23 protein-coding genes are annotated in these 24282 nt (G+C 59.7%); 13 read left to right on the top strand and 10 right to left on the bottom strand.

Going from position 1 to position 24282, the window contains the following annotated elements; translation table 11 throughout:
* The first annotated feature begins 94 nt into the window (after positions 1–94).
* From NSQ78_RS06610 to NSQ78_RS06620, 3 genes are all read left to right on the top strand, one after another.
* A complete protein-coding gene (locus tag NSQ78_RS06610; RefSeq protein WP_065183150.1) occupies positions 95–1990 on the top strand; it encodes an integrase in 1896 nt (631 codons plus the stop codon).
* Between the two features lie 11 nt (positions 1991–2001).
* Positions 2002–2775 (top strand): hypothetical protein, encoded by a 774-nt coding sequence (locus NSQ78_RS06615; protein WP_065183095.1) that lies wholly within the window; start codon positions 2002–2004, stop codon positions 2773–2775.
* A 134-nt stretch (positions 2776–2909) separates the two neighbouring features.
* Positions 2910–3350: an ankyrin repeat domain-containing protein gene (locus NSQ78_RS06620; protein WP_339208177.1), complete on the top strand. Its 441-nt coding sequence runs from the start codon at positions 2910–2912 to the stop codon at positions 3348–3350.
* 208 nt (positions 3351–3558) lie between these two features.
* Here the strand turns inward: NSQ78_RS06620 and NSQ78_RS06625 are convergent, their stop codons facing one another.
* From NSQ78_RS06625 to NSQ78_RS06635, 3 genes are all read right to left on the bottom strand, one after another.
* A complete protein-coding gene (locus tag NSQ78_RS06625) occupies positions 3559–4977 on the bottom strand; it encodes an XRE family transcriptional regulator (protein WP_196769497.1) in 1419 nt (472 codons plus the stop codon).
* The gene (locus tag NSQ78_RS06630; RefSeq protein ID WP_339208180.1) at positions 4974–5531 is read right to left on the bottom strand and encodes a hypothetical protein; all 558 of its coding nucleotides are present in this window, start codon (positions 5529–5531) and stop codon (positions 4974–4976) included. Before NSQ78_RS06630 ends, NSQ78_RS06625 begins: the two co-directional genes overlap by 4 nt.
* Positions 5532–6560: 1029 nt before the next feature.
* Positions 6561–6854: a helix-turn-helix transcriptional regulator gene (locus tag NSQ78_RS06635; protein WP_231110269.1), complete on the bottom strand. Its 294-nt coding sequence runs from the start codon at positions 6852–6854 to the stop codon at positions 6561–6563.
* 201 nt (positions 6855–7055) lie between these two features.
* Between NSQ78_RS06635 and NSQ78_RS06640 the strand changes: the two genes are divergently transcribed.
* From NSQ78_RS06640 to NSQ78_RS06655, 4 genes are all read left to right on the top strand, one after another.
* Positions 7056–7919, top strand: a complete 864-nt coding sequence (locus NSQ78_RS06640) for a hypothetical protein (protein ID WP_065183091.1) — start codon at positions 7056–7058, stop codon at positions 7917–7919.
* A complete protein-coding gene (locus tag NSQ78_RS06645; RefSeq protein WP_026346942.1) occupies positions 7916–8278 on the top strand; it encodes a hypothetical protein in 363 nt (120 codons plus the stop codon). Before NSQ78_RS06640 ends, NSQ78_RS06645 begins: the two co-directional genes overlap by 4 nt.
* Before the next feature lie 45 nt (positions 8279–8323).
* Complete coding sequence (locus tag NSQ78_RS06650; protein ID WP_231110266.1) at positions 8324–8818, top strand: ABC transporter permease; 495 nt, start codon at positions 8324–8326, stop codon at positions 8816–8818.
* A gap of 78 nt (positions 8819–8896) precedes the next feature.
* Positions 8897–9142, top strand: coding sequence for a hypothetical protein (locus NSQ78_RS06655; protein ID WP_154081309.1), 246 nt, complete (start codon positions 8897–8899; stop codon positions 9140–9142).
* 139 nt (positions 9143–9281) lie between these two features.
* Here NSQ78_RS06655 and NSQ78_RS06660 read toward each other — a convergent pair whose 3' ends face one another.
* Entirely contained in the window at positions 9282–9647 is a 366-nt protein-coding gene (locus tag NSQ78_RS06660; protein ID WP_019659244.1) for a hypothetical protein, read from the bottom strand.
* 218 nt (positions 9648–9865) lie between these two features.
* Between NSQ78_RS06660 and NSQ78_RS06665 the strand changes: the two genes are divergently transcribed.
* A complete protein-coding gene (locus NSQ78_RS06665) occupies positions 9866–10300 on the top strand; it encodes a BLUF domain-containing protein (protein ID WP_019659243.1) in 435 nt (144 codons plus the stop codon).
* Between the two features lie 439 nt (positions 10301–10739).
* Here NSQ78_RS06665 and NSQ78_RS06670 read toward each other — a convergent pair whose 3' ends face one another.
* The gene (locus NSQ78_RS06670; protein ID WP_065183090.1) at positions 10740–11039 is read right to left on the bottom strand and encodes a hypothetical protein; all 300 of its coding nucleotides are present in this window, start codon (positions 11037–11039) and stop codon (positions 10740–10742) included.
* A 61-nt stretch (positions 11040–11100) separates the two neighbouring features.
* Between NSQ78_RS06670 and NSQ78_RS06675 the strand changes: the two genes are divergently transcribed.
* Positions 11101–11715, top strand: a complete 615-nt coding sequence (locus NSQ78_RS06675) for a hypothetical protein (protein ID WP_065183089.1) — start codon at positions 11101–11103, stop codon at positions 11713–11715.
* 655 nt (positions 11716–12370) lie between these two features.
* Here the strand turns inward: NSQ78_RS06675 and hxsA are convergent.
* The 5 genes from hxsA to NSQ78_RS06700 all read right to left on the bottom strand — a co-directional run bounded on the left by hxsA (position 12371) and on the right by NSQ78_RS06700 (position 17028).
* Positions 12371–13033, bottom strand: coding sequence for a His-Xaa-Ser repeat protein HxsA (gene hxsA, locus NSQ78_RS06680; protein WP_143568717.1), 663 nt, complete (start codon positions 13031–13033; stop codon positions 12371–12373).
* Between the two features lie 2 nt (positions 13034–13035).
* Positions 13036–14205, bottom strand: coding sequence for a His-Xaa-Ser system radical SAM maturase HxsC (hxsC, locus tag NSQ78_RS06685; RefSeq protein WP_019659238.1), 1170 nt, complete (start codon positions 14203–14205; stop codon positions 13036–13038).
* The gene (gene hxsB, locus NSQ78_RS06690; RefSeq protein ID WP_065183088.1) at positions 14192–15688 is read right to left on the bottom strand and encodes a His-Xaa-Ser system radical SAM maturase HxsB; all 1497 of its coding nucleotides are present in this window, start codon (positions 15686–15688) and stop codon (positions 14192–14194) included. Before hxsB ends, hxsC begins: the two co-directional genes overlap by 14 nt.
* Positions 15675–15980, bottom strand: coding sequence for a hypothetical protein (locus tag NSQ78_RS06695; RefSeq protein ID WP_019659236.1), 306 nt, complete (start codon positions 15978–15980; stop codon positions 15675–15677). The genes hxsB and NSQ78_RS06695 overlap by 14 nt, the downstream gene beginning before the upstream one ends.
* Positions 15981–16581: 601 nt before the next feature.
* A complete protein-coding gene (locus NSQ78_RS06700; RefSeq protein WP_080112492.1) occupies positions 16582–17028 on the bottom strand; it encodes a helix-turn-helix domain-containing protein in 447 nt (148 codons plus the stop codon).
* Between the two features lie 61 nt (positions 17029–17089).
* Between NSQ78_RS06700 and NSQ78_RS06705 the strand changes: the two genes are divergently transcribed.
* From NSQ78_RS06705 to NSQ78_RS06720, 4 genes are all read left to right on the top strand, one after another.
* Positions 17090–18037 (top strand): aromatic alcohol reductase, encoded by a 948-nt coding sequence (locus NSQ78_RS06705; protein WP_026346940.1) that lies wholly within the window; start codon positions 17090–17092, stop codon positions 18035–18037.
* 1309 nt (positions 18038–19346) lie between these two features.
* A complete protein-coding gene (locus NSQ78_RS06710) occupies positions 19347–21485 on the top strand; it encodes a methyl-accepting chemotaxis protein (RefSeq protein WP_269194964.1) in 2139 nt (712 codons plus the stop codon).
* A 55-nt stretch (positions 21486–21540) separates the two neighbouring features.
* A complete protein-coding gene (locus NSQ78_RS06715; RefSeq protein ID WP_032955122.1) occupies positions 21541–23118 on the top strand; it encodes an EAL domain-containing protein in 1578 nt (525 codons plus the stop codon).
* An 80-nt stretch (positions 23119–23198) separates the two neighbouring features.
* Positions 23199–23969, top strand: coding sequence for a GntR family transcriptional regulator (locus tag NSQ78_RS06720; protein ID WP_019659231.1), 771 nt, complete (start codon positions 23199–23201; stop codon positions 23967–23969).
* Positions 23970–24282: the final 313 nt, after the last annotated feature.

A 24282-nucleotide genomic window follows, 5' to 3' on the forward strand; every position in this document is an offset into this window, starting at 1 on the left:
CGGCAAGTAACGGGGTTCTTCGTTGCGCCGCGGTTGCGCTAGTCACTCAAAGAGGATCAAATCGATGTTGCGACGGACAGACGGCGGATCGACCATGGATACGGTTGTTGCGGCGCAGGCAGAGGCCCCGCGCCGCCGAGGCACCAAGTTTAAGCTGACCTACCGGCAAATCTGCGAGTTGAGCGTGGCCAAGGGCCCGGTCGAAGGCAAGCAGGGCAGGGTGGTCATTGCCCCACGCCCGTCGGCAGACGCCGGCAAGCCTTACCGCGTCTTGGACGGCAACCAAGGTGCTCCGACGGGGTTCGGGTTTTACGTGGGCACCACCCGCACCACATATGAAGTCGTGGTCCGCGGCCCAGCCGGGGTTCGTCGGTTCTCCCTGGGCAGCGTCACCGACATCGGACCGGAGCAAGCCTACGAGCTGGCGCGGCGGAAGTTGGCCGTGGTTCGAGAAACGGGCGAGCATCCTTCGAAGGAAGAGGCCCGAGCCGAGCAGCTGGTGGAGCTGAAGGGGCTCACGCTGGCGGATTGCTTTGCGGCCTACGTTGAGGACCTGCAGAAGCGCGTGCGCAACAAGAAGGCCAAGCCCGCAAGCATCCGAGCGATCCAAGACAGCTTGGCGCGGTTCGCTCGCCCGGAAGTCGGGCTGGCGGACAAGCCGATCCTTCAGCTTTTGGACAAGGACATCCACCGCGCGTTCGACGGCCTGCGGCGATCGTCCATGGTGCGCTCCAACCGGATCCCCACCCCGATGCGCCAAGCACTGGCCGACCAGTCGGATTGGGCCGCGCTCTCCACGCAACAGCTCGAAGCGTTGGGCGTGACCGGGAAGTACATCCAGCGAGTCAAAGCGGCCGGTTTGGCGTCGACCGAGCACGCGTTCACAGACGCGAAGAGGGCGGTCGACCTGGTGCTGAAGCGGGAACGCAAAGCGGCGGCTCAGCAGCAGCGGGAACCGGTGCTGCGCTACAACCCGTTCCAGGTCATCCACGACGACGACATGTTGCGGGACTCGCAAGCGCTGCGCCGGCACTACGAGCGTGCCGAGGTGCGCAACCCGTTGGGGGACGAGACGCTTCCCACGGTCCTCAAGGTGATCTTGGCCAGGCGGGACGAGCAGGGCGGCTTGAACGCCACCGGCGCGGACTACTTGCTGCTGACCCTGCTCTGGGGCACCCGCCGCGGCGAGGCCGCTCCCCTGCGCTGGTTTGACCGGTGCTCCCCGGGCGAGCTGCGCCAGTCGGAAGTGTCCTGGGTCTGGTTGGCCGGGCCGAATGAGGTCAACCCTTACACGAGGCGAGCGGGCTCTCAGGTTTACTTGTTTGACACCAAGAACGGCGAGGAGCGCTACCTGCCGGTGGCTTACTTTGCTGAAAAGATCCTGCAGCGGCGGTTCGACGAGCGCGCGGACGAAACCAAGCTCAAGCAAGACTTGGCGGACGCGCAAGAAGTGTTGGACGCCGCTCGAGCCAGGCGTGCACGCCGGGATCTGCTGGACCGGCTGGAAAAAGAGGTGGAGAGGGCGCGCCGCGCGCTGGCCAAAACCATGTTCGTGTTCCCCGCCCGATCGGACCGAAGCACCACGGGGCACTACTCGGACAGCAAGAGCATCGTGGCAAACGTGCGCCGGGACGCGGGGTTGCTCGATCTGCGGGCAGAGGTGGACATTGGTCTGACCCTCCACGATCTGCGCCGGACGCTCGGCCGTTACGCCGCCCTCCTATTCGGCGAAAGTCGAATCGTGTCCCAACTGCTCCACCACAGAACGTTGGGCCGCGGCGAAGATCGCATGGCCGCTGTCTCCGAACGCTACACCGAGCAGGAGTGGTCCAAGCTCCGCGAGGCCATGGGCCGCGTAGAAGAGCACATGGTTGCGACCAGTCCTCGGGTCTGGAATCGCTTGAAGGGGACAGACAAGCCTCGGCTGGACGAGTCCGGCGATGCCCCAGTCCCCATTTTCTCAGCAAGAAACCGACGCGACGCCCAGTAAGGAGCGACCCAATGGAATGCCAGCGTAAAGAAGAGGACTACCTGGAGCAGCGCTCTGCGGCACTGGATGCTGAACTAAATAAGGCAGCGGCAGGCCTGCCGCCCCCCACGATCAGCACCAAGGCGGCAGCCCGCTACCTCGGGGTCCACTTCGACACGCTTGGAGAATGGCGCCGCCGAACCCCGCCCGCTGGGCCGCCCTTCGTCAAAGGGGCCAGCGGCGCTGCTGGAAGGGCCAACGAGCACGTCCGTTACCCTTACGCCGAACTCGTTGCTTGGCAGGCCTCGCGCGTGGGGCGAAGTGTCAAAGAGCGTCGCCTGATCGATGAGTTGGACGCAGCCCAGCAACGGGTCCGTGAGCTGGAAATCGAATTGGCCTTGCGGCAGGCGCGCGACGATGCAAGCCGACTTCAGAAGAAGTTGGGGCGTATCGCAACGCTGACCACGCTCGATGACATTGCCGTGGTTCCCCATGAGTGGGCATTGGTGGATGGCCTGGTGGCGGGGCATGTCCTGGTGGTGAACGACCAAGTGCTGAGCGGTGCGCTTGAACGGGGTGACGTTTGGGATGCCACAGTCGAGGTGGCCTTGCAGGCGCCTTGGGGCGACGGGGAGACGCGTGAGCCCTACCACGCCGCTTACGAAAAGGTGTTGCAGAAGGCGATGCATGAACTCAGCGAAGCCCAAGCCGCTCAGCGAGCCAATGATCTGGAGGCGCGTTGGGCGCCAGGGGAGGCGATGGGTGTGCCACTGCGGCCTTTTGCCCGAGACAAGGAAGTGTCGTGACGCGGCAGACGAGCCCAGGGGAGGCGGCTACGGGCATGTTTTACACACAGCGCGCAATTGGCCAAGGCCGATGCCGTAGCGCGTGGCACCCACTTGTATAGGTGATGGTCCCTCAACTTCAGAGAGGAAAAGATATGAACGCAAGCATTGCAGCCGCCATGGGCTTCGACGACCTCTACGGGGGCAGTGAGGCTTTCCGCGAACGCTTCGATGAGATGCTGGACGCAGTGAAGGCGCTGCCAGAGGCTTTCCAAGAGCGCGGGGGGTCACTGATGTATCCCCAGCTTCACAGCGCTTGCGTGAAGGGGGATGTGGAGCTTGTGAGGGCGCTTTTGGCTACCGGGCTGGACCCCGATGCGTATACCTACACAGAGGACGATGAGGATCAGCCGCCATTGGTTTGGCTGGCCCGTGACGTGGAGCTCGATTTCGAGGTTAAGTGTCAGGTCGCCGAGACACTGCTCGCGGCGGGGGCGAGCGTGGAAGAGGGAGAGCCCGAGGAGGAAGCCAGGAGCACTGGGAACCACGACTTCGCCAGTTTCATGCATGCCAAGAGTATGTCTGACGTGGGCTAACACGTCGCGGTCAGCCCTTCCGCCCGCCGTCATCGCTCAGACTCACTCAGCCATGCCGGCGGCTGAAGGTGGCGGATCGGATCGACCCGGATCCAAGCCCTTGAATCCACAGCAGATCGCAAACCGCATACTTATCCTGTGTTGTGTCCAGATACAGTAGTCGAAGACGCGGCTGGATGGCTGGCTTGTGAAGAATGGACAATCGTTGTTAACGCAGTTCCAAGATTATCCGAAGCGCATCTTCAGTTAGTGAGTTGGCATCGCAACCTAAGTAAGATTCCGCACTATCAAGGCTAATCAGGCCGAGTTGCTGAGCTTTGGCGACATTCCATGCGAATTTCCCCCTCCTTGAAGATGGAACTGACTTAACGGGGAAATAATCTAGCGTAAGATTCTCCATTGCAATCAAATGGGGCTCAGGTGTTGGGAGATCGGAATTTCGAACGCTCGCCGTATTAAGCCCCGTCACATTGCGGACGTGGTGCTTAGCGGCGGTGGCGCTGATGCCGAATTTGCTCATTACAGCTGAGACCACACTGGTTGGGTCGTTGCATCTCTCATAAATGCGTTCAACGGCTAGTGCCGGCGCAAGAAAGGCGACTGCAAATGCATTTGCGCGGATCTCTGCAATATCTCTGTCCTGCTCTCTATCGCTCTGCTCCAAGTCCGCATAAGTATCCACAGTGACTTTCTTAAGCTTGTCATCGGGATCCCAGAGTAAGTGACCAAGTTCATGGCAAAGGGTCATTCGGCGGACCCACACATTCGTGTTGGAGCCTGCCTCATTAACCATTATTCCCCGAATTGCACCATTTGCAAGCGTTGCTCCGGCCAGCTTCCGGGTCATAGACTCTTGAACTAACGGCAGCCCGAATTGATCTTCAATAACTTTGCGGACACTTTCGACGGGCTCTTCGTCATCGAGGTCTAACAGCTGACGGGTTTTGCGCGCAAGCCTATAGCCTTGCTTATAGGTTGGGTAAGAATAGTCCGGGTCTGGGTAAGGCAGGCTTGTCAAGCAACTTGGAGCAATTTCTGACAGCCTTTTTTGAATAGACACCTGTCGATCTACTATCCATGCGGCCTCTGCAAACTGAAGGACGGTATGTGCCGTAAATCCTTGGTTTGAGTTGCTATCTCCCATTTCCCTCAATCTAACACCAAGACTCGCGTCGCGACCCGCGTCGGGGACCATTCCCAAGACTTGTTCGTCTAAGGCCATCGCTTGCGCAAGCTTCTCTAGTATGCGTATTGGAGTGCGAGCCCCTGGGGTCTCAGCAGCCTTAATCGTATTTACTGGAACCTTGGTTTTGCGCTTAAGGTTTTCATAAGAAAGGCCAAGCTCCTCCCTTCGCCTCTTTAACGTGTGGGCGGGTTCTTGCGCAGAGGAAATCAATGGCATCGAGCCATCTTCTCCAACCTTCAGGAGCGCAGACCAGCCAAAGAGTTCAAGCGCTTCTGTCGCTTCGAGCACCCGGCCAGTAGCATTGCCGCTGTAACGCGCTAACTGCAACTGGCCCCGAACGAAGCGAAGTTTTGATGTTTTGGCGCGTTCTTCTGGGCTGTCGCCAGATGATTCCGGCCCGAAAGCTAAAGAAAGATTTCTTTCCTCTATCCTGTCATTCATGCCGGAATCCATTCTGGATACGAGCCAATAAAAGGTGCCGGCAAGTCGGCTTCATGATCAAATCCCATCGACCAAACTTTGTATCCAGATTTTGCAAATGCTTGGGCTACGAGGCGCATCTCGTCTGAACCCCTGGGTCCATATCTACCTGAATTTCCATTCACAACAATAGTAGATTCGTCGATGAAAATTAACTCGCCGCCGCAGAACGCAGGAAGGCCGCCTGTAAGATTGGTGTGTTTTATTACTCCGCTCTCTAGGCTCTTTCCGAAGGCACATCGTTCTTCTGCATATGCGACGTCTTCAGTGCGAACCGCCCACAGTTGTGCCGTGTCTGCCTGGTCTTTAGTGACCAGCGGCGCGACGGGAGGCTTTTGCTTAGTCGTAACAGGGCCATCCCGCCAAAGGAGTAGCCCATCACTCGGGTTCATCTGTTTCACTTGATCTCGGTTGGCTATCAGTGCTGCTGTTGGCATTCTGGGATTGCTCAAGTAAGACCGGAAGTCATCAAAGGCCTCCTTCGTACGGCCTGTTGCTTCTGGGTTGCTTTCCATTCTTAAAGAAGATCCTTTGTTTACCAGAAATCTAGCCAGCGGCAAGCACCATTTCCAATCCAAATTGCGGTTGGGTGGCTAAGCCATGGCTCAGGCGCCCGTCTTTGGTGATGCACCCGGCGATAGCTTAGTACAGCCTCGCAGTGAGCGCCATCGTAGGCACCTAGCCAAGACAACTTGGTGGATATCCCGGCAGGGCGCGTCAACCTGCTCCCATCAACCTTAAGCAGCGTGGCGAGCGTGGCCGCCGTTGTTTGACGGGCCTCTCGGTGGAAGTTCACAAAGATAACAAAGACGAGCATCGGCACCCGACTCAGGAGTGCGAACGCTTCGAACGCAACCATTAAGATGAGCCTGGTTTCTCACGACTGCTACCAAGCGAAGCCCTCGTCTCGCGCTTGGGCGACAGGGGCTTCGGCCGGATTGAACTGAGCTGCTTTCGGGTTTCCGCGTTGGGTCCTCAATGGGCCAACGACGAACCTGAACGGTCCGAGGAAGAACTGGAGCAGGTTGAGAGGAGCTGCCTCAATACCGTTCAGCGGACCAGGCTGCAGGCCCTGCCCCTCAAGATAGGTATCGCCACGTGCGCCGGCACAAGCGCCACGACGAGCAGGCTGAAGATTGCTCGGCTTTGCTCAGGACGGGGCAGCAGGTTAGCAAAGCCCATCCCGAGGAAAGCGGTCAGGTGGGCAGCCGCCACGATCGCCCAGGTCACGAGGAAGCCTTTTCCAGAACCCGCCGCGGTTGGGCGTGGGGGGCGTACGGTTGCCCTTGGCCCTCCTCTTGGCATCAGTGGGCCCGTGCGTTGATTGTTTAGGGAAACCCCGACACGGTCCAGGTGGTCAAGCCTCCCGCGATCACGCGCCAGCCCAGCGGGGCGCGCTGCTGCAGGTCGTCGAGGCCGTCGGCTAAGAACAACAGGCCGGGTGACCGAAATTTCAAGTAGATCGCTGGCAGCCGGGCGACGAGCTGTATCCAATTCGCCACAGCCGCGGTGCCCCCTGCACCCGGGAGAACTATTGCGAATGCCTATTCGGGACTCGCCAACAGGCGCTCAATGGCTTGCTTCCGCTTCAGCGGGGGGAGAGCGATCAGCCGTTCGAGGGCTTGAGAAACCTTGGCTTGCTGGGCCTCGCTTTGAACACCCAACGCCAAGATGGCGTCTGCCATCGCCGGCGTTGTCGCCAGCAGATAGGCCGGCGGCACGTCCAATGCCTGCGCCAGTTCAAACAATGCCTCCAGGCTCACCGTCATCGATTCGCTCTCGTAGCGACTGATGCGAGCCGATGCGGTGTCTTTGTCCAGGCCCATCCTGACCCCCACTTCGCGCTGGCTGAAGCCTCGAAGGATCCTGGCTTGGCGCAGTCGCGCCGCCACGATCGCTCGCGGAGTTGTCGGCGTAGTCACAGGCTGAACGGATGCAGTGCAGGCATGCACCGATGATGACCCAAGGCCTACGTCACGGGTAGACTCTACGCACCACGTAAGTTCGTGGCAAGTCCATCCAACGGAACGAGGGGCTGTATGAAGAACGGTGCAGTTCTGGCCGGCGCGCTCGCGCTGGTCGTATCGACGGGCGCCAGCGCCCAATCCATGACCCCATCGGGCCTGCTTCGTCAGATTGGAGGGGCCCTTTCAGGAAAGTCCGGATCACAGGCCAAGGTGTCCCACCCCCTGTACGCCGAGCCGGCCGGCATGTACTGGGACCTGGACGGGGACACCCTTGAGGGTGCTCAGCACCTGCGCGAAGGGCTGTCCTCCACCGGTGCGCAAGGGATCGACATGTGCGACATGGGCCTGTTGGCCATGGCACATTCCGCCTACCAGTTGAGGCCTGACAAACGGCAGTGGTGCTTGCGGCAGGCGTGGGTGGCCGCAAAGAGGACGACGGGCAGCCAAGAGGCGGAGCCGTCAGCGGCGGTGATCGAGCAGCGCTTCGGGCCGGCCTTCGACGCGAGGCTCGAGCGGTTCAAAAGCGTTCGGCGGTATGCCGTTCGCCCGAACTTCAAAGCGCTGGGCGGAGTCAGCTACAACGCAGATCGGGGCGTGATGGAAGTGTTCGTGCCGATGCCGCAGATCTCGCTTGCTGGGTTGAGTGTCACGGGAAAGAACTTCGTCCCCTGGATTCGCAAGACGCCCACGGGCGTGTCCAGCCCGCCGAACGCGGGGCGCTACCGGTTGCTGATCCGGATGGACCCGGCCGAAGCGGCTAACCTCGCGCGTCAAGGCCGCTCGTTTCAAGACGACCGCGTGGTCTTCTCGGTCAATCGGGTTTGGATCGACGGCACGGAGCCCAAGATGGACGTGACCGTCGAGAAGGTGAGCCTGGGCTATCGGAACGAAACGATCGAAGTGGACGTCACTAAGAACCTAGGAGAAGGTGCATGAAGCGTGGAATGGTGGCCGCTGCAGTAGCCATTGTCGGCTTGGCCGCATGCAGCAAGGCGGACCAAGGGCCGTCGATGGAGCAGGTGGCGAAGGGTTATGAGCAGTATTTGAACGAAAACCTGGTGGCCGAGCTAGGGCAGCGCGTGGAAGTGCGTGGCTGGGAGGACTTGAACGCCGACTGCCATCCGAGCGGGCCCGAACGAACGACGTGCGTCACGGGCGGCACCCTCGATGTGATCGGTTTCCAGGGCGGTCGCCAGCTCAAGGAGAGTCCTGCACCCGTGCCGGCGCGAGCGGATCTGGTGTTTGAAAAGCGGGCAGGGCAGTGGCTGCTTGTTGATGCGCAGAAGAAGCCCTGATCGGCCCCTGTAACCCGCCCTCGGTTTCGCTCATTTGGAGGTTCCATGAATGTCCACGTTCGCTCTCACTCGACCGCGTCCAATATGCAGTGGGCCCTGCTCGCACCCGCAACGGTCCTTCTTGGAGGCGCTGGCCTGCTCGCCTTCGTAGGCGGTGCAGAAATTTCTGGAGAGCTTGGGCTTGCCTGGCAGGCTGTGGCGGCGTTCTCGGCTGGAGTCGGCGTGTTGGCGCTCCTCCTGCTGCTTTACGTGCTGAACTGGCGGGCGGCGCGCGTTCGGGCAGCCAGGGCGGTCAATCCCTTCTTGGAACCGAGGCGCGGGGGCTTTTGGAAGGGGGCACTGATGGGCACGCTGGTCGTGGTGGTCGTCCAGCTGGCGAGCATCGGTGTAGGGATCTTCTACCCTGGCCTGATCGAGTCGGAACGCAACTTCTTCGTGTCTGTCCCGCCGCTGGCGTTGGCTGCCCTCTACACCGTCTTCCCGATTGCGCCACTCATGGGCGGGCTGATCGGGCGCGTGTGGCGGGCCACCAGTCTGTAAGGCGTGCCGGCAGCTTCTGACAACCATCAAAGGGGGCAAATGCCCCTTTTCAGCGGTTCGCGAAAGATGCCGGCGGCGATGGCCACCTACTCCCTTCGATGCTCGATCAAAGCCGTCCGGCAGTTCTCGCAGGCGTCCCTGAGCCCCGATTGGGCCGCCGCGATCAATGCATCGGTGCCCATGACGGAAGCTTCGTTCCGTTCGACGATCAAGATTGGTATGGCCTCGGTGGCCTGCCGCCAATCGCTAGCTAAGCGTGGTTCTTTCTTGTTACCGCGAACGTTGCCCATCGTTGCTGCCTCCGTTGAAGATGGAAGCATCTAACCATGCGTCTGAAGCTTGGCAAGGTATACGGAGTAGCGGATCTGAAAATGTGTCAAGCCATTTGCGATCTGAGGCTTAACTGCTATCGAGCTCTCACTATCCCGTAAACTGATTCATCTCCCACTGCTAGTTTCCTTCTTCAAGCCGGTCTGTCATCCACGTTGAGTGTCGCAATGATCTCCCCGGCAACCTCAGCAGTTGCGCAGAGGAAGAAGACAGCATCCTTCTCCGCCGCCTGGGACAGGAAATGGTGGACGGTGATCAATGCGGCAGTCGTGTTCCTGACGAACACCTCGTGGCACTGCGAGAGCCGAACATGCGCAAGCTGGGCTGCGAGCGCCTGCCTGGTTGCGTGGACTTCGGCACGGTGATCGCTGTCACTTCGCCCGGGAAGACCCACTCCGCATCCGGTATAGACACATTTGTCCTTGAACCTGGTTTTCCAGACGAATTGAGGTGAGTTTAGTTCGAAGGGCGGAGCGTGGAGGGGATTGCTCTTGATCATGCAGTGGCGATGACTCTGGGCTGATCGCTTCCTGCGAGTTGCGCAAGAAGAGTCCGATGCCGTTCTTGACCGCTCAGCATTGAGCGGCGTCGGCGAGAATAGTTGCGCGAGCGTGAAGGTCCCGCGACTGAGTGACCTCTCGCTTTCGCCTTTGCTTCCTGCACACCCAGAGCACAAAGCGCGGCGTAGGCTGACGCCTTAACTCGAGGTTGTTAGGCATGCTCAATTGCTCGGTTGTCTTTGTAAGCTCAGCAGTAGAGGAGCTGACTGAAGTGCGGATTGCCGAGCTGATGGCAGCCGGCGCTGAGTTCAATGAGGCATGTGGTTCGCGCGCAGTTGTGTGCTTCGATGGAAGCCGCTTTTTCACCTACCTTGAGGGGACCGCCAGCGCGGTAGGTGCGACGATGGTCTATGTGGAGTCGCTGGACATCCACTCAGAGCTTGTGCAGCTCGCTAGAGGTGCTGTCCAAAAGCTTCGCTTCTCCGATCAGCCTCTGCTGTTCATGCGGGTGTCCACTCCCTGTTTGAAGACCTTGGTTCGAGCGGACTGGACCAACTTCTCACAGCGTTTGAAGGGCAGGTTTGAGCCCGTGACGGGCATGGAGCAGCTCGCCGAGCTCGTTGCCCGACACCGAGAGCCAGCCGAGGCCTAGTGCGCGCCGTGGGCACGTAGGAGGGCGCAACTGGGGTTCGTTTCAGGATGAGGGTTTGCTTTCAATGCGGGAGCGCTTGATGGCACCTGCGGCGAAGATCCCCGCGATAACGAGGGTGCGGTGCGGGATCTTGAGACGCGAGCAAGGACGACAACGCCGCGATTGGGCGCATAACAGGGGGCGGCTTGTCGAGCCGGGTGGCCCTAGAGCCGGTTGGTGCAGGTTATTCTGCACAACCCAGCTTCGAGCATAGAAATGCACGCCTTCCAGGATTGGACGTTCAGCGCCAATGGCAGAATCATAACCGCCAGAGTGGAGGTGGATGGAAACGGGGGTGGAACCATCACTCGGTTTGAGACTCGTCCTGGTCCCGCTCAAAGCGGCCTTTCGATCAAGGTCAGCTCTCAGCGGGAGGCGGCCATCAAGCTGGAGCAGATCCTTACTGATCTATTGGGCGCTGGCTGGTAGGGCCTGGGTCCATCAGGGATATCTGTTCGGTGAGCATCCGAAGAGACTGCTGAAAGGCAGCGGTGAAGATCGGGCCATCGAGGCCGGCATGAGTGTCCGCCGCTTCCACCAACATCAGGTCCCAGATCCGGCGCAATGATGGCGGATCACTGTGGGTGGCGATGGTCGCGCCGAGTGCGTACTCCATCGCTTTGAGGTATCCCCGATGCGCTTCTAAGTCGACCTCGCATGCGTGCAGGCGTTCAGCAAGTTGCTCCAGGGTGTATGTCATAGCGGACTCGACTTGAGGATGAATACGAGAGATAGTCCATCTAGGTCATTAGGCAGACACAATGAGCATTCTCAACGTCTTGCTGAGCCCTAGCCAGCTCCTCGTTGCTGTTGACACCCTGGCAGAGGATGCCCGTACCGGCGCCCACTCCTCGGGCGCCAAAATGCTCCTGATTCCGCAGCACAATCTCGTGATGGCCGCACGCGGGTCTACGCAGTTTTTTCTTCGTGTCTACGAGCTGGCGCTTCAGGCGAGCTTCCGCGCAGATTTCACGATGGAACAGCTTTCTGCGGAGATGGGCTTGGTGCTGGACCAACTGTGGCCGAACTACGTAAGGGCAGCTGCCGAAGCGCGCCTACCGATTGACCATCTCGGGACTGAGCTGGTTCTTGGGGGCTGGTCGCCCAGGAATGGTCGGATGATGGCAACTGCGTACGCCAAGAACGACAGCACCAGACCTACCATTGTTCAGTGCCTTGATGGCGGCTTGGCCTCGCCGGGAGAACCCTTGGCCGGCAGGCCTGAGAGCTTTGCCCCAGCCGATGTCCTCGCAGCCGGCAAAATCCAGGCCACTTGGCTTAACGCGCGGGTAGGGCGGCAGGTGGCTGGTGGTCGGCTTCTGGCGACGTTGCTGCGCGATGGGCAGGCGGTGATGCAAGATCTAGGTGCGATCTAGATCTTCGGGCACCAGCCCCGCTAGCGCCAGGATCCTGTCCTTTCTCATCTGCTCTCCCCAGAGAACCCACGCTTGGTCTACGGTCAAAATCCCCGTCACCGCGCATGCGGGACAGGTGAGCTCCACCCCCCCCACAGCATCGGTAAGGCCTTGGCCACGCGACATACGCGATTCGTCCCCACACGAGCCACACTTGGCCTGTAGGGATTCCACTCGCTCGATCGTTCCATTCAGGCGCAGCAAAGGGCGAATCCGAAGGATCCGGAAAGCGGTCGAGGGTGTCATGTGTCATACCTGAGAGGGGCTAGACACAGGGGCGAAGGATTTCGCGCCAGAGAGGAGCCAGTTGGGTCAACCTTACACCATGAACCGTTAAGAGTTTCATTCCGGCCGAAGCTCTGCGCCCCAGAGGAAGGCTCTAGAGCCTGCTCACCGGATCGATGCGCGCGGATGCCATGAGAGTGTGCCCCCAAGCGAAGCGCTCCACCGTGTGCCTTTACGCCATGGCCTGGGTAATGCGCAATCCAATCCTGGTCTCGACCTCACGGGGTGTCAGGCAAGGCTCCCTGGGGAAGGGGGGGGGGCTTCACGAACGCTGGTGTGTGGTCAGCTTTTGGCATTAGGCGGAAGCCACGGCATGGTGCCGGCGTGCTGATTAGAGCCGCACCCCGAGTGCGTCGAGCGTCGGAGTTGTCATCGTTCCTGTCGCTCGAATGCCGTGGGCCAATTGGAACATGCGCAGCGCCGATTGGGTTTCAGGGGTAAGCGCACCGTCGATGGCGCCCGGATCGTAGCCCTTGGAATAGAGCGCTGCTTGGACGCGCATGATGAGCAGCTTGAGCGCATCGGCGTCCCGTCCCTCCGTGACTGGCTTTTCGTAAGTGCCAGGTTCCAAGGTCAGGTTGTTCGTAGACCTCGAGTTTGCTCGGGTGGCTGGATCCAGATTCTGGGTCGGGTAGCTGTTCAAATGGCCGCCGCCACTCCCCGTGGTTCGGGAAGTTGCGGGCGCCGCCGGTTTCGCTGGCGTGGTGTAGCGGGTGGGCGGTGGGGTATAGGTCGCCGGTGGCGGGGTGTAGGAGCGATACGAGCTTCCCGACCCAGACGAATGGGAGCGATGGGAACTGTGTGATCGATGGGAGCTGTGGCTGCGGTGCCCTGCATACAGGTTGTGCCGGCCTGCATTCAACGAGGTGCTCAGGACGGTCGCGTATTTCCCGTCCAACTCGGAGAGCCTGGAAAGTTCGGACTGGCCCTTGGGCGGCTCCGTGCCCAGGGTTCCCAAGGTGGCGGCGCCGACGATCATCAGTGCGTTGGACATGATCAGGTTTCCAGGACAGGAGAGATGGACCGGCTGGTCCAAGCCGGTGTGACCCACGAGAAGAAGCCGCCGCACCGCTGTCGAACCGAGCAGGTTTCGCAGGCGGGTAGGTAGTCGTTCTTCCAAGGCGAAATGCTCTGCACGGCGTAGGGCCAAAGCGATCGGTCCAACGCGCACAAGGGCAGGTTGTAGAGCGAGACCGGGATTCCGCCCTCGGCCAGCAGCCCTACCGCTTCGGACAGGACGTCACCGTAGTCCGCTGGATCGGCCCAAAGCTCACGCTGATGGGCTTTGGCAAAGCCGATGGGCTCGATGCCCATCAGTGCGACGTGTTCGACGAAGGGCAGGTTGCGCCAGATGTAGCGGGCCAGCTGTATCAGCCGCTCGACCGTGGGTTTAACCAACACGACCCGTATCTCCACCCGCTGCTGGGCAGCTTCCAATGCGTAAAGCCCACGAAGGGTCTGAGCGAACGCCCCCTCGCTTTGCACGACGTAGTCGTGCAAGGCATAGCGGTCTCCGTAGAGCGGAATGCCCCAGCTCAGGTTGGGATGGAGGCCCGCAAATTTCGCGTGCAGGCCGGGCTCACGCATTCGGCCGTTGGACAGGATGTGCAGGTGGGTGTTGGGCAGCACGTGCGCGCATTTGGCCACTACGTCGACCAGCCCGTCACCTAGCAGGGTCGGTTCCCCGCCGCTGATCGCCAGCGAAGGTTCCTCCGGATCGATGAGGTCGATCAGGTCCAGGAGGTGCCTCACCCGCCAATCGTCTTGAACGTCTCGGGGCGGCTGAGAGCACATCAGGCAGTAGCTGTTGCAGCGCTCGGTGGCGAACAACACATTGCCGGTGTCTCCGCGCCGATATCGGATCGCCACCTTCTTCTGCAGGGGATTGAGCTCCACCACGTCCCCAGGCTTGCAAACACCCGGCGGACCTTCCAAGTGAACGAGAGGGGCCTTACCGGGTGAGCGCAACCCGCTCGAGGGCAAGACTGCACCCCAAGGCAGGTTTAGCAGCTCATTGCTGGCGTGGTCCGCTGGGACGTCCCGCAGGTCCAGAGCCAAGCGCTCGAAGGGAAGTGCTGATTGGGCAAACTCTGCCAGCGACACGACCTTGAGCAGGCTGGCCTTCGCCGACGGCGCCAGCTCGGCTCTGGTTTCAAGCGGCAGCATGGACGGCGTCCTCTACCGATGGCTTCGGATTGGCCCAAGAGCGCATCAACGCTTGGATGTTCCGGTCAGCCTTCTCGTATCGTTCCAGCAGAAAATCAAAGAGCCCCATGTTCCGTTGGCAGAAGTCGCTGCTGGGCCGATGGCCGATGGGATCCCCCTGGCGGGCGTAGTGCTCGATCGGATCGGCGCCGCACATCGGCACAAACGCGCAGTCGGAGCACGTGGGTAGGGCCTCGGCGACCCCGGCGTCCAGCAAGCGGGCCATGGCGGGCGAGAACAGCCATTGGCTGACCGGTTGGCTGACGTGGCCCAAGGCAAAGGCATCGTCCCCCATTGCGGCCAGCATGCGTGCCTCGTCCGACGGATAGACCCGCCCGTCGTGGTCGTAGATGACGGCGCCCAACCCGGCTCCGGAGGGCGATCGGAGATCGACGTAGCCGTGCCCGAAGGACGTGAAGAGCTGGGAGAGGAGGAGAGACGCGTAGGACTCTTCCATGGCGTAGCCGGCCAGGTTCACCGACAGCAAGTGGTCGAATGCGCGTCGGTAGAAGGCCAGGAAGTCTTCCGTGGGGTAGCCGGTGCGGCGGGCCGTCTTGGTGGCGAACCCGTAGGGGCTTAATGGACGCAAGGAGATGCTGTGGAAACCCAGCTTCCGGTATTCGTCGATGATGGCCTCAGGAACCTCGAGGCTCTGGCGGGTCAGCGTCGTCAGCGCCGAGACGCCATCGTCTCCGAGCCAACGGCGTGCGCGTTCAATCCCCTCCACAGTCCGCCGATAGCTGTCGCGGCCGGGCCGGGGGCGGTTGGCGTTGTGGAGCCATTCGGGACCGTCCAGCGAGGTGGAGAGCTTGAAGCGATGTTCGGTCAGAAACGCCAGCTGGTCGTCGGTGAGGTCATGCAGGGTGGATGCCAGCACGAAGCGCAGGGTGCGTCGGGCGCTCTGATTTCGCTCGACGATCCGCCGGGTGATGGCCTTCACTTGCTCAAAATTGAGCAGGGGCTCACCTCCTTGGAATTCGATCGTCAGTTCTTGGCTCGGCCATTCGAACAACCGTTCCACCGCCTGTTCGGCGTGCGTACCTTCCATGTCGAACGCAGTGGCGCTCGTCTCCTGCCGGGACACCTGGCAGTAATTGCATGTGTGGTGGCAGCGCAGCGACACCACGAAGATGTGGAGAGCGGGTCCACCCATCAGGTAGGACTTTCGGCTGCGAATTTGACTGAGCAGGGGCGCCAAGCTGCTTCGGTCGATCCCGGCGACGGCCAGGTGCCGGGCTTCCAAATCTGCAAAGAGGGCTGAGTTGGTCGGCAACTGGTGGGTCACCAGGCACTGAACGTCCTCCATCTTCATCAGGAGCCAGTCGCCTGCCATGGACGAGACAAAAGCACGGTGTTCGTCCCAGGGAAGGCGTCTGAACCGTAGAGGCAACAGTTCGTAGGCCGATGGGCCGGCGAAAGCCTCAGCGAGCCTAAACCTCGACATGGGGCACCGCCGGCTGTGCCTGGTTCAGTGCTGCACGAAGCAGCTCCTGCTGAAGTCCGCTCGTCTCCGCTCGCACGGCCGCTCGCAGGCGCTCGTCCAGCAAGTCTCGGGAAAACCGGGCCCAGAGGTCCTCTGGCAAATTAGAGCCGTCCAGAGACCACAAGAAAACGGTGAGGTTGGCGCCTTGCCCGCGTATCTCCACCCCAAACTTGTCGGTATAGCGATGCGCCGCGCGAGCGGTCACCTCGTCCGAATACAGTGTGCGATCAATAGTGAATTGCGAGCGTTCCATTGCCCATCCCCCTTTGATGCACGAACTGTGCTCCTGACCGGGCGCTGTTGCAAGTTCGGCAGTCGGAAGTCCCACTTGCTGCAGATTCCCTGTCTCCACAAAGAGCAGCGGTAGCTTGGGGCCTTCTTTCAAGCGCTGGACGCCCGCAGCCTATGCTCCGGAATGAAGCCAAACAAGCTTCTTTGCAGAGGATGGGCGGCCATGAGAGACATTGTCTTTCGGTCTTAATGGCGCCGATCGTGGAAGCGCGATATGCGGGCTTGACCGAGCCGATAGTGCTTACTCGCAACTACTTGGGGCAGCGACCTGCTCCTTGATGCGCAGGCAGTGATCTTTCAACGTTGGATTGAGCGCAAGTGCCGGCATTGCCGTCGCATCAGCGTGGAGTGCGAGCAGCTGGCTTTATCGGGCGAATCTGACACCCAAGTGCGGAGCCTGGTCGATATTAATCAACAATCTCCATGCCAGCCCAGCTGAGCGAATAGCCCGGGGCAGGAATGCCGCAGCGGCACAAAAGAAGGCGCCGCGCTCGTGACAGATAATCAAGAGCTCTCCAGCAATCGTGCTGAAGCGATAACTGAGCTTAGTTAGGTCGTTCTGTTCAGGCCTCGTCGCGTGGCAGCTTTCTATCGAACCTTTCTCGTGCGGATCGAAAGCTGCTGACGTTCTCTACAATCCAAGTCCAAAGAGGGACCATTCGAACCAGGAGCTCATATCCAGAGTCGGAGAGTGCATATTCGACATGGGGCACCACTTCATCGAACTCGCGACGCACTACCAGCCCATCGCGCTCCAAATGGCGAAGCGTACGGGTCAGCATGCGTTGCGTGATTCCGTGCATCCGACGGCCGATCTCTGCATGTCGAAGCTGACCATAAACGCCTAGTGTATGAATGACACCTAGCGACCAACGGCTGCCTGCATGGGCAAGGACCTCTCGACGAAGCCCATCGTCATCATCTCGAAGTCCATCGCAGACCGTCTGGGAGTACTGAAGGATGTCTTCTCTACGGAGATTGTCTGACGGCAGTATCACGCGTGTGCCCATCTTTCGCGCCAGTTCACGGGCTGGCAGTATACCGGAAAGACAAGCTGAAGTGAGTGCAGTGATGAATAATGTGAATTATGACGTTAAGTCGAGAAATATTCTTGTATTGGGAGCGGGTGAGCTCGGTATGCCGGTGCTGCGCAGTCTGGCGCGTCGTGCGAAGGAAGTTGATGGAGCAAAAATAAGTGTCCTGCTTCGCGAAAGTGCCGTCAAATCGGGCGATCCGTCCAAGCAGAAGGATATTTCAGATATTCGTAATGCGGGTATCGAAATTGTGCTGGGGGATTTGGTGGATGACTCGATCGATGAGTTGGCTTCTCTCTTCTCCCGCTACGATACTGTGATCGGCTGTGCTGGCTACGCTGCGGGCATCAACACGCCTATGAAGCTTGCCAAGGCCGCGCTCCAGTCTGGCATTCCGCGCTACTTCCCATGGCAGTTCGGGGTGGACTTCGAGGCGATCGGTCGTGGTGGTCCGCAGGATATCTTCGATGCGCAGCTGGACGTTCGCGAGTTGCTGCGGTCGCAAGACAGGACCGATTGGGTCATCATCTCGACAGGTATGTTCATGAGCTACTTGTTTGAGCCCGAGTTTGGCGTGGTTGATCTCGAGAACAGTGAGGTCCACGCGCTGGGTAGTCTTGATAATGCTGTTACGCTAACAACACCCGATGATATTGGCCGCCTAACTGCGGAGATCGTGTTCTTTGATCCAACGATTCGTAATGAGATTGTCTTCTTGGCTGGCGACACCGTCACCTATGGTGAAGTTGCGGATAAATTGGAGGCTGGTCTTGGTCGATCCTTCAAGCGTTCCGTCTGGACGGTGCCTTTCCTCTTGGAAGAGCTGAAGAACGATCCCAAGAACATGATGCGCAAATACCGGGCTGCATTCGCCATCGGCCGCGGCATGTCTTGGTCGAAGGCCGGGACATTTAATGAGCGCGAAGGCATTCCGGTCACGGACGTGTCAGCGCTGATCGCCGCTGAGCTGGGAGGTGTTAAATAGCTTGCCTGGGCTAGTCGTCGTCCTCGCTGGGCAACTGGCGGTAGAGAGGTAGTCCTTGCTAGATCTGCGGCGAGTTACTTGAGGTGCTGATCGCAGCGTCTGTTTAGTAATGCCAAGTGGTTCCACAGATTAGGTGGGAGTCATGTGTGTCCCTGAGGTCCGCTACTTGCGCTGATTCAGGAGCCGCTCAGCGCCGGATAGCCCACCTGCGATGAGCGAGCGATGCCGCTTGGCGGTTGATTTTGATAGGCGGTCGGCCTGAAGTTCACTTCATGTTGCCTCCAACACCGAGGTATCACGCCAACGCGGCCGCCCTCCGGGGCGGACCGCGGCTTTGATGACACCAGGAGAGAGCTTGTGCGTACCGAGCTCCAGTTGTAGACGGAGCTAGATTCTCCGCCACGGGCATCGAGGAGGCCGTCAAGTAGCTGGGAGTGCCGAAGGGCTCGTTCTGCTACTACTTCGACAGCAAGGAAGCCTACGACCTTGTCCATCTGAGCGATCAGCCCAAGGGGGCTAGACTGCCCCAGCGGCACTCAAAGGCGCTCTGGTCGAGCCAGGCATCCATGAACTCTCCAGCAAGCACGCTCAGTCAATAGTTGAGCCCAGAGAGATCGCTCTGTTCAAACCTCTTCGCGTGACAGCTTGCTGGCGAACGGCTCTCGTACGAATCGAAGGCTGTTGAGGATTCTCTCCAATCCAAGTCCAAAGAGGAAATAATTGAGCCAAGATTTCGTCTCTCGGGTCAGCAAGTGCATATTCGACTCGGGGTGCCAGCTCATCTAAGTAGTGACGCACTTACCAGCCCATCGCGCTCCAAATGGCGAAACCTACGGGTCAGCATGCGTTGTGTAATCCCGTGCATCCGACGTCCGATCTCTGCAGGACGAAGCCAACCATTGAAGCCGAGTTGGTTATGCGTGTGTATCCCTGCCTCCGTCCGGGAATATCCATTCAATGGGAGATGGTCAGGGGCAATGTGGACCTCTCCCCTGACAGGAGGCGCCGCCTGCCTCGAGGGGGGCATGTCCTTGCCTTCGCTGGCAACTATGGACAAGTCATGGACAAACGAAAGATACATGTTCCTGCTGATTTCGATGGCGCGCAGCTGTAAACGGGCAGGACCGACTCTTTGGATACGCAGCGCCTGTCAAGAAAGGTGGTGAACGTCGCGCAATGTCGCTTATATGGTGGTCATTGCGAAAAGTCCAGGTGGGGTGCTACTCCGCTGTGGGAGGGCTAAGGTTGTGCCGGATGGGGCCGATCACTGGCCCGCTGACGTTGTCGGCCAGGAGCCAACTCCTCCCCCATGAAAGGTGTGAATGTGAAGAATTTCTTGATGCGGTTCAGGGTCGGTACCCGCTTGAGTGCCGCCTTCGCTATCTTGATCGCGGTTGCGATGTCCATCGTTGCGTCCGGTCTTTGGACGCTGTCCCGTGCTGAGCGAAGCATGGACTCGATAGTCAAAGAGAGCATGGAGCGCATTCGACTCTCCAAATCCATGGCAAGCGCGAACATGCAGATCAGTATCTCGTTGCGTGAACTGATCATGCTGCAGGACAAGGATGTCCAGGCATCCTTGATGCGAAAGATCGCCGAGCAGCGGAAGGTGTACGACGAGGCTCGTGATGCCCTCTACGCAACCCCTGCCGACGAGGAAGGGAAGAGGATTCGTGCCGTCATCACCGAAAAGCGACTCGCAGCGCGTCGGGTCAATGACTCAGTTGTCGAGGCGGCCTCGCAGGGTGACGTAGTTCAGGCTACTAAGCTTCTCGCAGAAGGAGATGTGCTCCTCAATGAGTGGCAAGCTGCCATCTTTGCCAACGCGGAGCTTCAGGAGCGCTTGGCGGACGCAAGCTATCGTGAGGCACAAGCCGCGAGCGCCAGCGGTCGCACGATGCTTATCACAGCCGGGCTTCTCGCGATCGTGCTCAGCATCGCGTTGGCAATTGCGATCACGCGCAGTTTGACCGTTCCTTTGGAGCAAGCCACAAGAACTGCCAATGCCATTGCATTGGGGGGCATCGAGAACTTAATCAAGGTGGAGGGACGAGACGAGACAGCAGCACTGTTGAGAAGCATGAGCGCGATGCAGGATCGCATCAAGGCTCTCATCGCTGATCAGGAGGAAATGGCCTCTGCTCAGGCCGAAGGGCGGACGTCCCATCGTATTGATAGCTCCCGTCATCCGGGTGCCTTTGGCCAGCTCGCAATTGACACCAACGCCATGGTTGAGCGCTCCAACATGCTGATCGAACAGATCGTCGACATCGCTCAGCATTACGCGATAGGGGACATGAGCGTACGGATGGAGGCTCTGCCCGGAGATCAGACCGCTATCACAGAAGCTATGGAGACCACACGAAGCAATTTGTTGGCGATCAACGAGGAGATTCGTCGTCTTGTTCAAGCCGCGGCATTGGGGGACTTTTCACAACGCGGAACTTCAGATGGCTTTAGTCACAGCTTCCGAGAGATGATTGATAACCTTAACCAGATGTTCGACGTCAGCGACCGAAGCCTTTCGAGTATCGCGAGTCTGCTGGGGGCGGTGGCTCAAGGCGATCTGACCTACCGTGTAGCCGGCCAGTTCAGTGGCGTTTTCGCCAAAATGCGTGATGCCGCGAACTCCTCCTCGGAGCAGCTTGGCAGCATCGTACGAGGCATCCAGGACGGAGCCGGAGTCATTCGGGTGTCCGCCGCGGAAGTGAGCAAGGGAAGCTCGGACCTGTCACGTCGCACGGAGCAGCAGGCGGCGAACCTGGAGGAGACGGCTGCGTCGATGGAGGAGTTGACTTCCACGGTGCGCCAGAACGCGGATCATGCCTTGCAGGCTAGCAAACTCGCTTCGGACGCTGGTGAACTTGCCCTTCAGGGGGGCCGCGCCGTTGATCGGGCAATGGAAAGGATGGAAAAGGTTGAGGGGTCGTCTCAGCGCATCGCAGACATCACCACGGTGATCGATGGGATTGCCTTCCAAACCAACATACTAGCGCTGAACGCGGCCGTGGAGGCTGCTAGGGCAGGGGACCAAGGTCGGGGGTTTGCAGTGGTTGCAAGCGAGGTCCGGACGCTGGCCCAGCGCAGCGCTGAGGCAGCGAAGGAGATCAAGCAACTCATTGATCGCTCGGTCCAGGATGTGGTCGACAGCTCGAACGAGGTCCGGCAGACGGGGGCCACCATCCATCAGGTCGTTGAGAGCGTCCAGCGCGTACGCGACATGATCACGGAGATATCCGCAGCCTCCCAAGAACAGACTGCGGGCATTGAACAGGTTAACCAGGCGGTGATGCAGATGGACGAGGTGACACAGCAGAATGCTGCATTGGTGGAAGAGGCCTCAGCAGCAGCCGGTGCCGTCGAAGACCAGGCCGATGGGCTTGCTCAGGCAGTCGCATTCTTTAAGGTAAATACTGAGTTCCGCCTCCGTTTGGTTCACGCCAGTTGAGTCCGATCCCGCCGGATAGCAATCTGTCCGGCGGGTCCTAACCCCGGAGTCAGGAATGCGCAAGTCATCCGCTAAGCGGCGATCTTTGCGATGGGCACTTCTCCGTTCAGCGCCTTTTCTTCTGGGGATAGCCGTGGTCGCGAGCACTCTGGCGGCGGCCCAGTTGGCAGTCACGCAGCGGGCTAAAGTTGAACTTGCCGACTATACGGTCGTTCTCTTGGAACACGCTCAAGATGTTGCCCGTGCCGGCGTTGATGGGTTGAACAAGGCGCTGTTGATAGATGCCGCGCCCTGTGGAGATGAGGACTTAGCCGAGCTGCGTCTCATAGCGTTTCACTCCCGCTACATTAAGGATGTTGGGAGATTGAGCAACGGGCGATTGATATGTACAGCAATATGGGGGCGCCTTCCTACGCCTGTAAAGCTTGTCGCTCCGAATCGCCTCGTTCGAGGCTATTCGCTCTGGCGGAGCGTGGCCGCCCCTGGCGATGGGCGCATCAAAGTGGACCTCGCGTCGTACGGAAACGCCATTGTGACCACGGCTCCAACGGCGTTTGAGCGAGTGGCAGTGCCCATGGAGGGGGGCGGAGCGTTGGTGGTCACGCGAGACGGCAGACACCGGTTTCAATCCTTTGGCGCAGTGCAGGAAATGTCGCTGGGCACGAACGGGGCGTTGACTCCATCTGCCGGGCACGTCGCCACACGCGCCTGCAGCAGTGAGTTCGATATCTGCGTCGTTGCCCAAGCCGCATCCGGCAGCCTATGGAACGAACCTTCTTGGACAGTTACGTCCATCCTTGCGCTGGCTCTGGCTGGAGGAGCAGGGTCAGGGGCTCTACTGAAGGTCTTCCAAGGGCGGCGGGAAGCTCTGGACCTAATGCTGACTCGCGCAATCAGGCACGGAGACATCGACTTGGTCTACCAACCACTGCGACGCTTGTCTGACCGTCAGATGATCGGTGTCGAGGTCTTGGCTCGTTGGCGGACACTGACTGGATCCGATGTTTCGCCCGACACCTTCGTACCCATGGCGGAACACCTGAAACTCGGCACTGAGCTGGCGAAGGTGGTGGTCGCGAAAAGCCTAGATGAGATTGGATGGCGCCTACGATGTGGGGACGGCTTCTACGCAAGCATCAACCTGTCTGCCCAGGACATTCTGAGCATCGGACTAAGACAGTTTCTGCTTGCGCAGACAAAGATTTATGGAGTTTCGGCATCCGCCATAGTCCTAGAGCTGACAGAGCGATCCACTGCCTCTCAGCAGCTGCTGATAGAGGCGCTGCGCGAGCTGGAGCAGGCGGGCTTCAGGGTGTACCTGGACGATTTTGGAACTGGCTACTCGAACTTCGCCTATCTGGCTGACCTTCCTCTCGCAGGGCTGAAGATGGACCGCCGGCTCACCAGAGCTGCAGGCACTCATTCTCCGGCGAGCCATGCCGTTGAAGCCATCTGCGCAATGGCTAAGGCGCTGAAGCTGCCGCTTGTAGCCGAAGGCGTTGAAACCGAGCAGCAGGCGATTGCAATGTGCCGGCTCGTTCCCGACGCCGTTGGTCAAGGCTGGCTCTTAGGAAAGCCATGCAAGGCCGGCGCATTGCCCGCAGGTGAGAAGTTTGAAGGGCGACATCTGTGAAAGTTGGGCCCAGGACAACACAGAGCGGCGCTCCTCAGAAGGCCAGCGCGCAATGGAAAGGAAAGAGTAACGAAGTGACAATGTCCGATCGACGCCAGCCCTACAAAGGCCAACCGAAGCCTCTCTATCATGCGCTCGCGCAGTCAATCACCATTGACATTGAGCGCGGGGCTCATCCAGTGGGGAGTACTTTGCCGTCCGAGAAGAATCTCATGTCAGTTCACGGCGTGAGCCGCCAAACCGTGCGCCGGGCGTTGGCATTGCTCAGGTTCCAAGGCTTGATCGCGTCTCGCCCAGGGGTTGGCTCGATGGTGCTTCCGGCGCCACAGGAGGTGGAGGCATTTCCCCCGATCATTTCTGTAGATGGCCTTCGCGAGCTTCTCCGAAGGACAGAGCTTCACCACGTATCTTTGGGCTTGATCACCGTCAATGAGCGCCTCTCGGACGTTCTGGAGTGCCGGCGTGGTATCCAGTTGTCTGAGGCTTGTTTTCTAAGAAGGCGGTCAGCTGCTTCACTGCCGGCGGGCGTTGTGCGAGTTTACCTCCATCCGGAGTATGCGGCGGCCCAGATCACCTCGCGGATAGCACGTGGGCCGATCTATCAGAATCTGGAGCGGATGTACGGCATAGCCGTGACGGAAGTTCGGCAGGACATGACGGCTACGGTTCTCGACAAGGAGACCGCCGATCTGCTTCAAGTGGCGCCAGGTGATCCCGCACTTCAAGTTGTTCGCTTCTACTACTCCACAGCCGGCAACCCTGTCGAAGTGGCTGTCAGTCACTACCCAAGCTCACGCTTTCGACAGAGTATTAGGTATCCGCTGCCCCCGGCAAGTTGGCAGGCAGGGTGAATCAAGTGTGGCGTTACGCTGCGGCCGCGGGGCGCGAGAGCGGCTCGGCCTGGAGGTCCATCCTAAGCCGCTGTCGCGATCCATGACTACTTCGTCTGATGTCGATGAGCCGGCTCAAATCCTTCTCTCGCTGGCATCTGTCCGCGGATCCTCACGAGGGCGCGGTGGTGCCTGCAAGTACTGCTCTTTTCGGTCTGACGGCAGGGCAATTTGCGGCTTCATCCATAAGTGGATGGCGCTGCTTCGAGCAACCCGCAAAGGTGGGGGAAAATTCTCCATGCGACGTCTGGAGCACTCCCTGCATGTGCGGACA

The organism is Stenotrophomonas sp. FSL W7-1447 (assembly GCF_037966425.1).
GTDB lineage: Bacteria > Pseudomonadota > Gammaproteobacteria > Xanthomonadales > Xanthomonadaceae > Stenotrophomonas > Stenotrophomonas pavanii.

Bases quoted from the DNA above. Each gene is read 5' to 3' on its own strand.
- NSQ78_RS06610 (WP_065183150.1), top strand. From the start codon at position 95: ATGGATACGGTTGTTGCGGCGCAGGCAGAGGCCCCGCGCCGCCGAGGC.
- NSQ78_RS06615 (WP_065183095.1), top strand. From the start codon at position 2,002: ATGGAATGCCAGCGTAAAGAAGAGGACTACCTGGAGCAGCGCTCTGCG.
- NSQ78_RS06620 (WP_339208177.1), top strand. From the start codon at position 2,910: ATGAACGCAAGCATTGCAGCCGCCATGGGCTTCGACGACCTCTACGGG.
- NSQ78_RS06625 (WP_196769497.1), bottom strand. From the start codon at position 4,977: ATGAATGACAGGATAGAGGAAAGAAATCTTTCTTTAGCTTTCGGGCCG.
- NSQ78_RS06630 (WP_339208180.1), bottom strand. From the start codon at position 5,531: ATGGAAAGCAACCCAGAAGCAACAGGCCGTACGAAGGAGGCCTTTGAT.
- NSQ78_RS06640 (WP_065183091.1), top strand. From the start codon at position 7,056: ATGAAGAACGGTGCAGTTCTGGCCGGCGCGCTCGCGCTGGTCGTATCG.
- NSQ78_RS06645 (WP_026346942.1), top strand. From the start codon at position 7,916: ATGAAGCGTGGAATGGTGGCCGCTGCAGTAGCCATTGTCGGCTTGGCC.
- NSQ78_RS06650 (WP_231110266.1), top strand. From the start codon at position 8,324: ATGAATGTCCACGTTCGCTCTCACTCGACCGCGTCCAATATGCAGTGG.
- NSQ78_RS06655 (WP_154081309.1), top strand. From the start codon at position 8,897: ATGGCCACCTACTCCCTTCGATGCTCGATCAAAGCCGTCCGGCAGTTC.
- NSQ78_RS06660 (WP_019659244.1), bottom strand. From the start codon at position 9,647: ATGATCAAGAGCAATCCCCTCCACGCTCCGCCCTTCGAACTAAACTCA.
- NSQ78_RS06665 (WP_019659243.1), top strand. From the start codon at position 9,866: ATGCTCAATTGCTCGGTTGTCTTTGTAAGCTCAGCAGTAGAGGAGCTG.
- NSQ78_RS06670 (WP_065183090.1), bottom strand. From the start codon at position 11,039: ATGACATACACCCTGGAGCAACTTGCTGAACGCCTGCACGCATGCGAG.
- NSQ78_RS06675 (WP_065183089.1), top strand. From the start codon at position 11,101: ATGAGCATTCTCAACGTCTTGCTGAGCCCTAGCCAGCTCCTCGTTGCT.
- hxsA (WP_143568717.1), bottom strand. From the start codon at position 13,033: ATGTCCAACGCACTGATGATCGTCGGCGCCGCCACCTTGGGAACCCTG.
- hxsC (WP_019659238.1), bottom strand. From the start codon at position 14,205: ATGCTGCCGCTTGAAACCAGAGCCGAGCTGGCGCCGTCGGCGAAGGCC.
- hxsB (WP_065183088.1), bottom strand. From the start codon at position 15,688: ATGTCGAGGTTTAGGCTCGCTGAGGCTTTCGCCGGCCCATCGGCCTAC.
- NSQ78_RS06695 (WP_019659236.1), bottom strand. From the start codon at position 15,980: ATGGAACGCTCGCAATTCACTATTGATCGCACACTGTATTCGGACGAG.
- NSQ78_RS06700 (WP_080112492.1), bottom strand. From the start codon at position 17,028: ATGGGCACACGCGTGATACTGCCGTCAGACAATCTCCGTAGAGAAGAC.
- NSQ78_RS06705 (WP_026346940.1), top strand. From the start codon at position 17,090: ATGAATAATGTGAATTATGACGTTAAGTCGAGAAATATTCTTGTATTG.
- NSQ78_RS06710 (WP_269194964.1), top strand. From the start codon at position 19,347: ATGAAAGGTGTGAATGTGAAGAATTTCTTGATGCGGTTCAGGGTCGGT.
- NSQ78_RS06715 (WP_032955122.1), top strand. From the start codon at position 21,541: ATGCGCAAGTCATCCGCTAAGCGGCGATCTTTGCGATGGGCACTTCTC.
- NSQ78_RS06720 (WP_019659231.1), top strand. From the start codon at position 23,199: ATGTCCGATCGACGCCAGCCCTACAAAGGCCAACCGAAGCCTCTCTAT.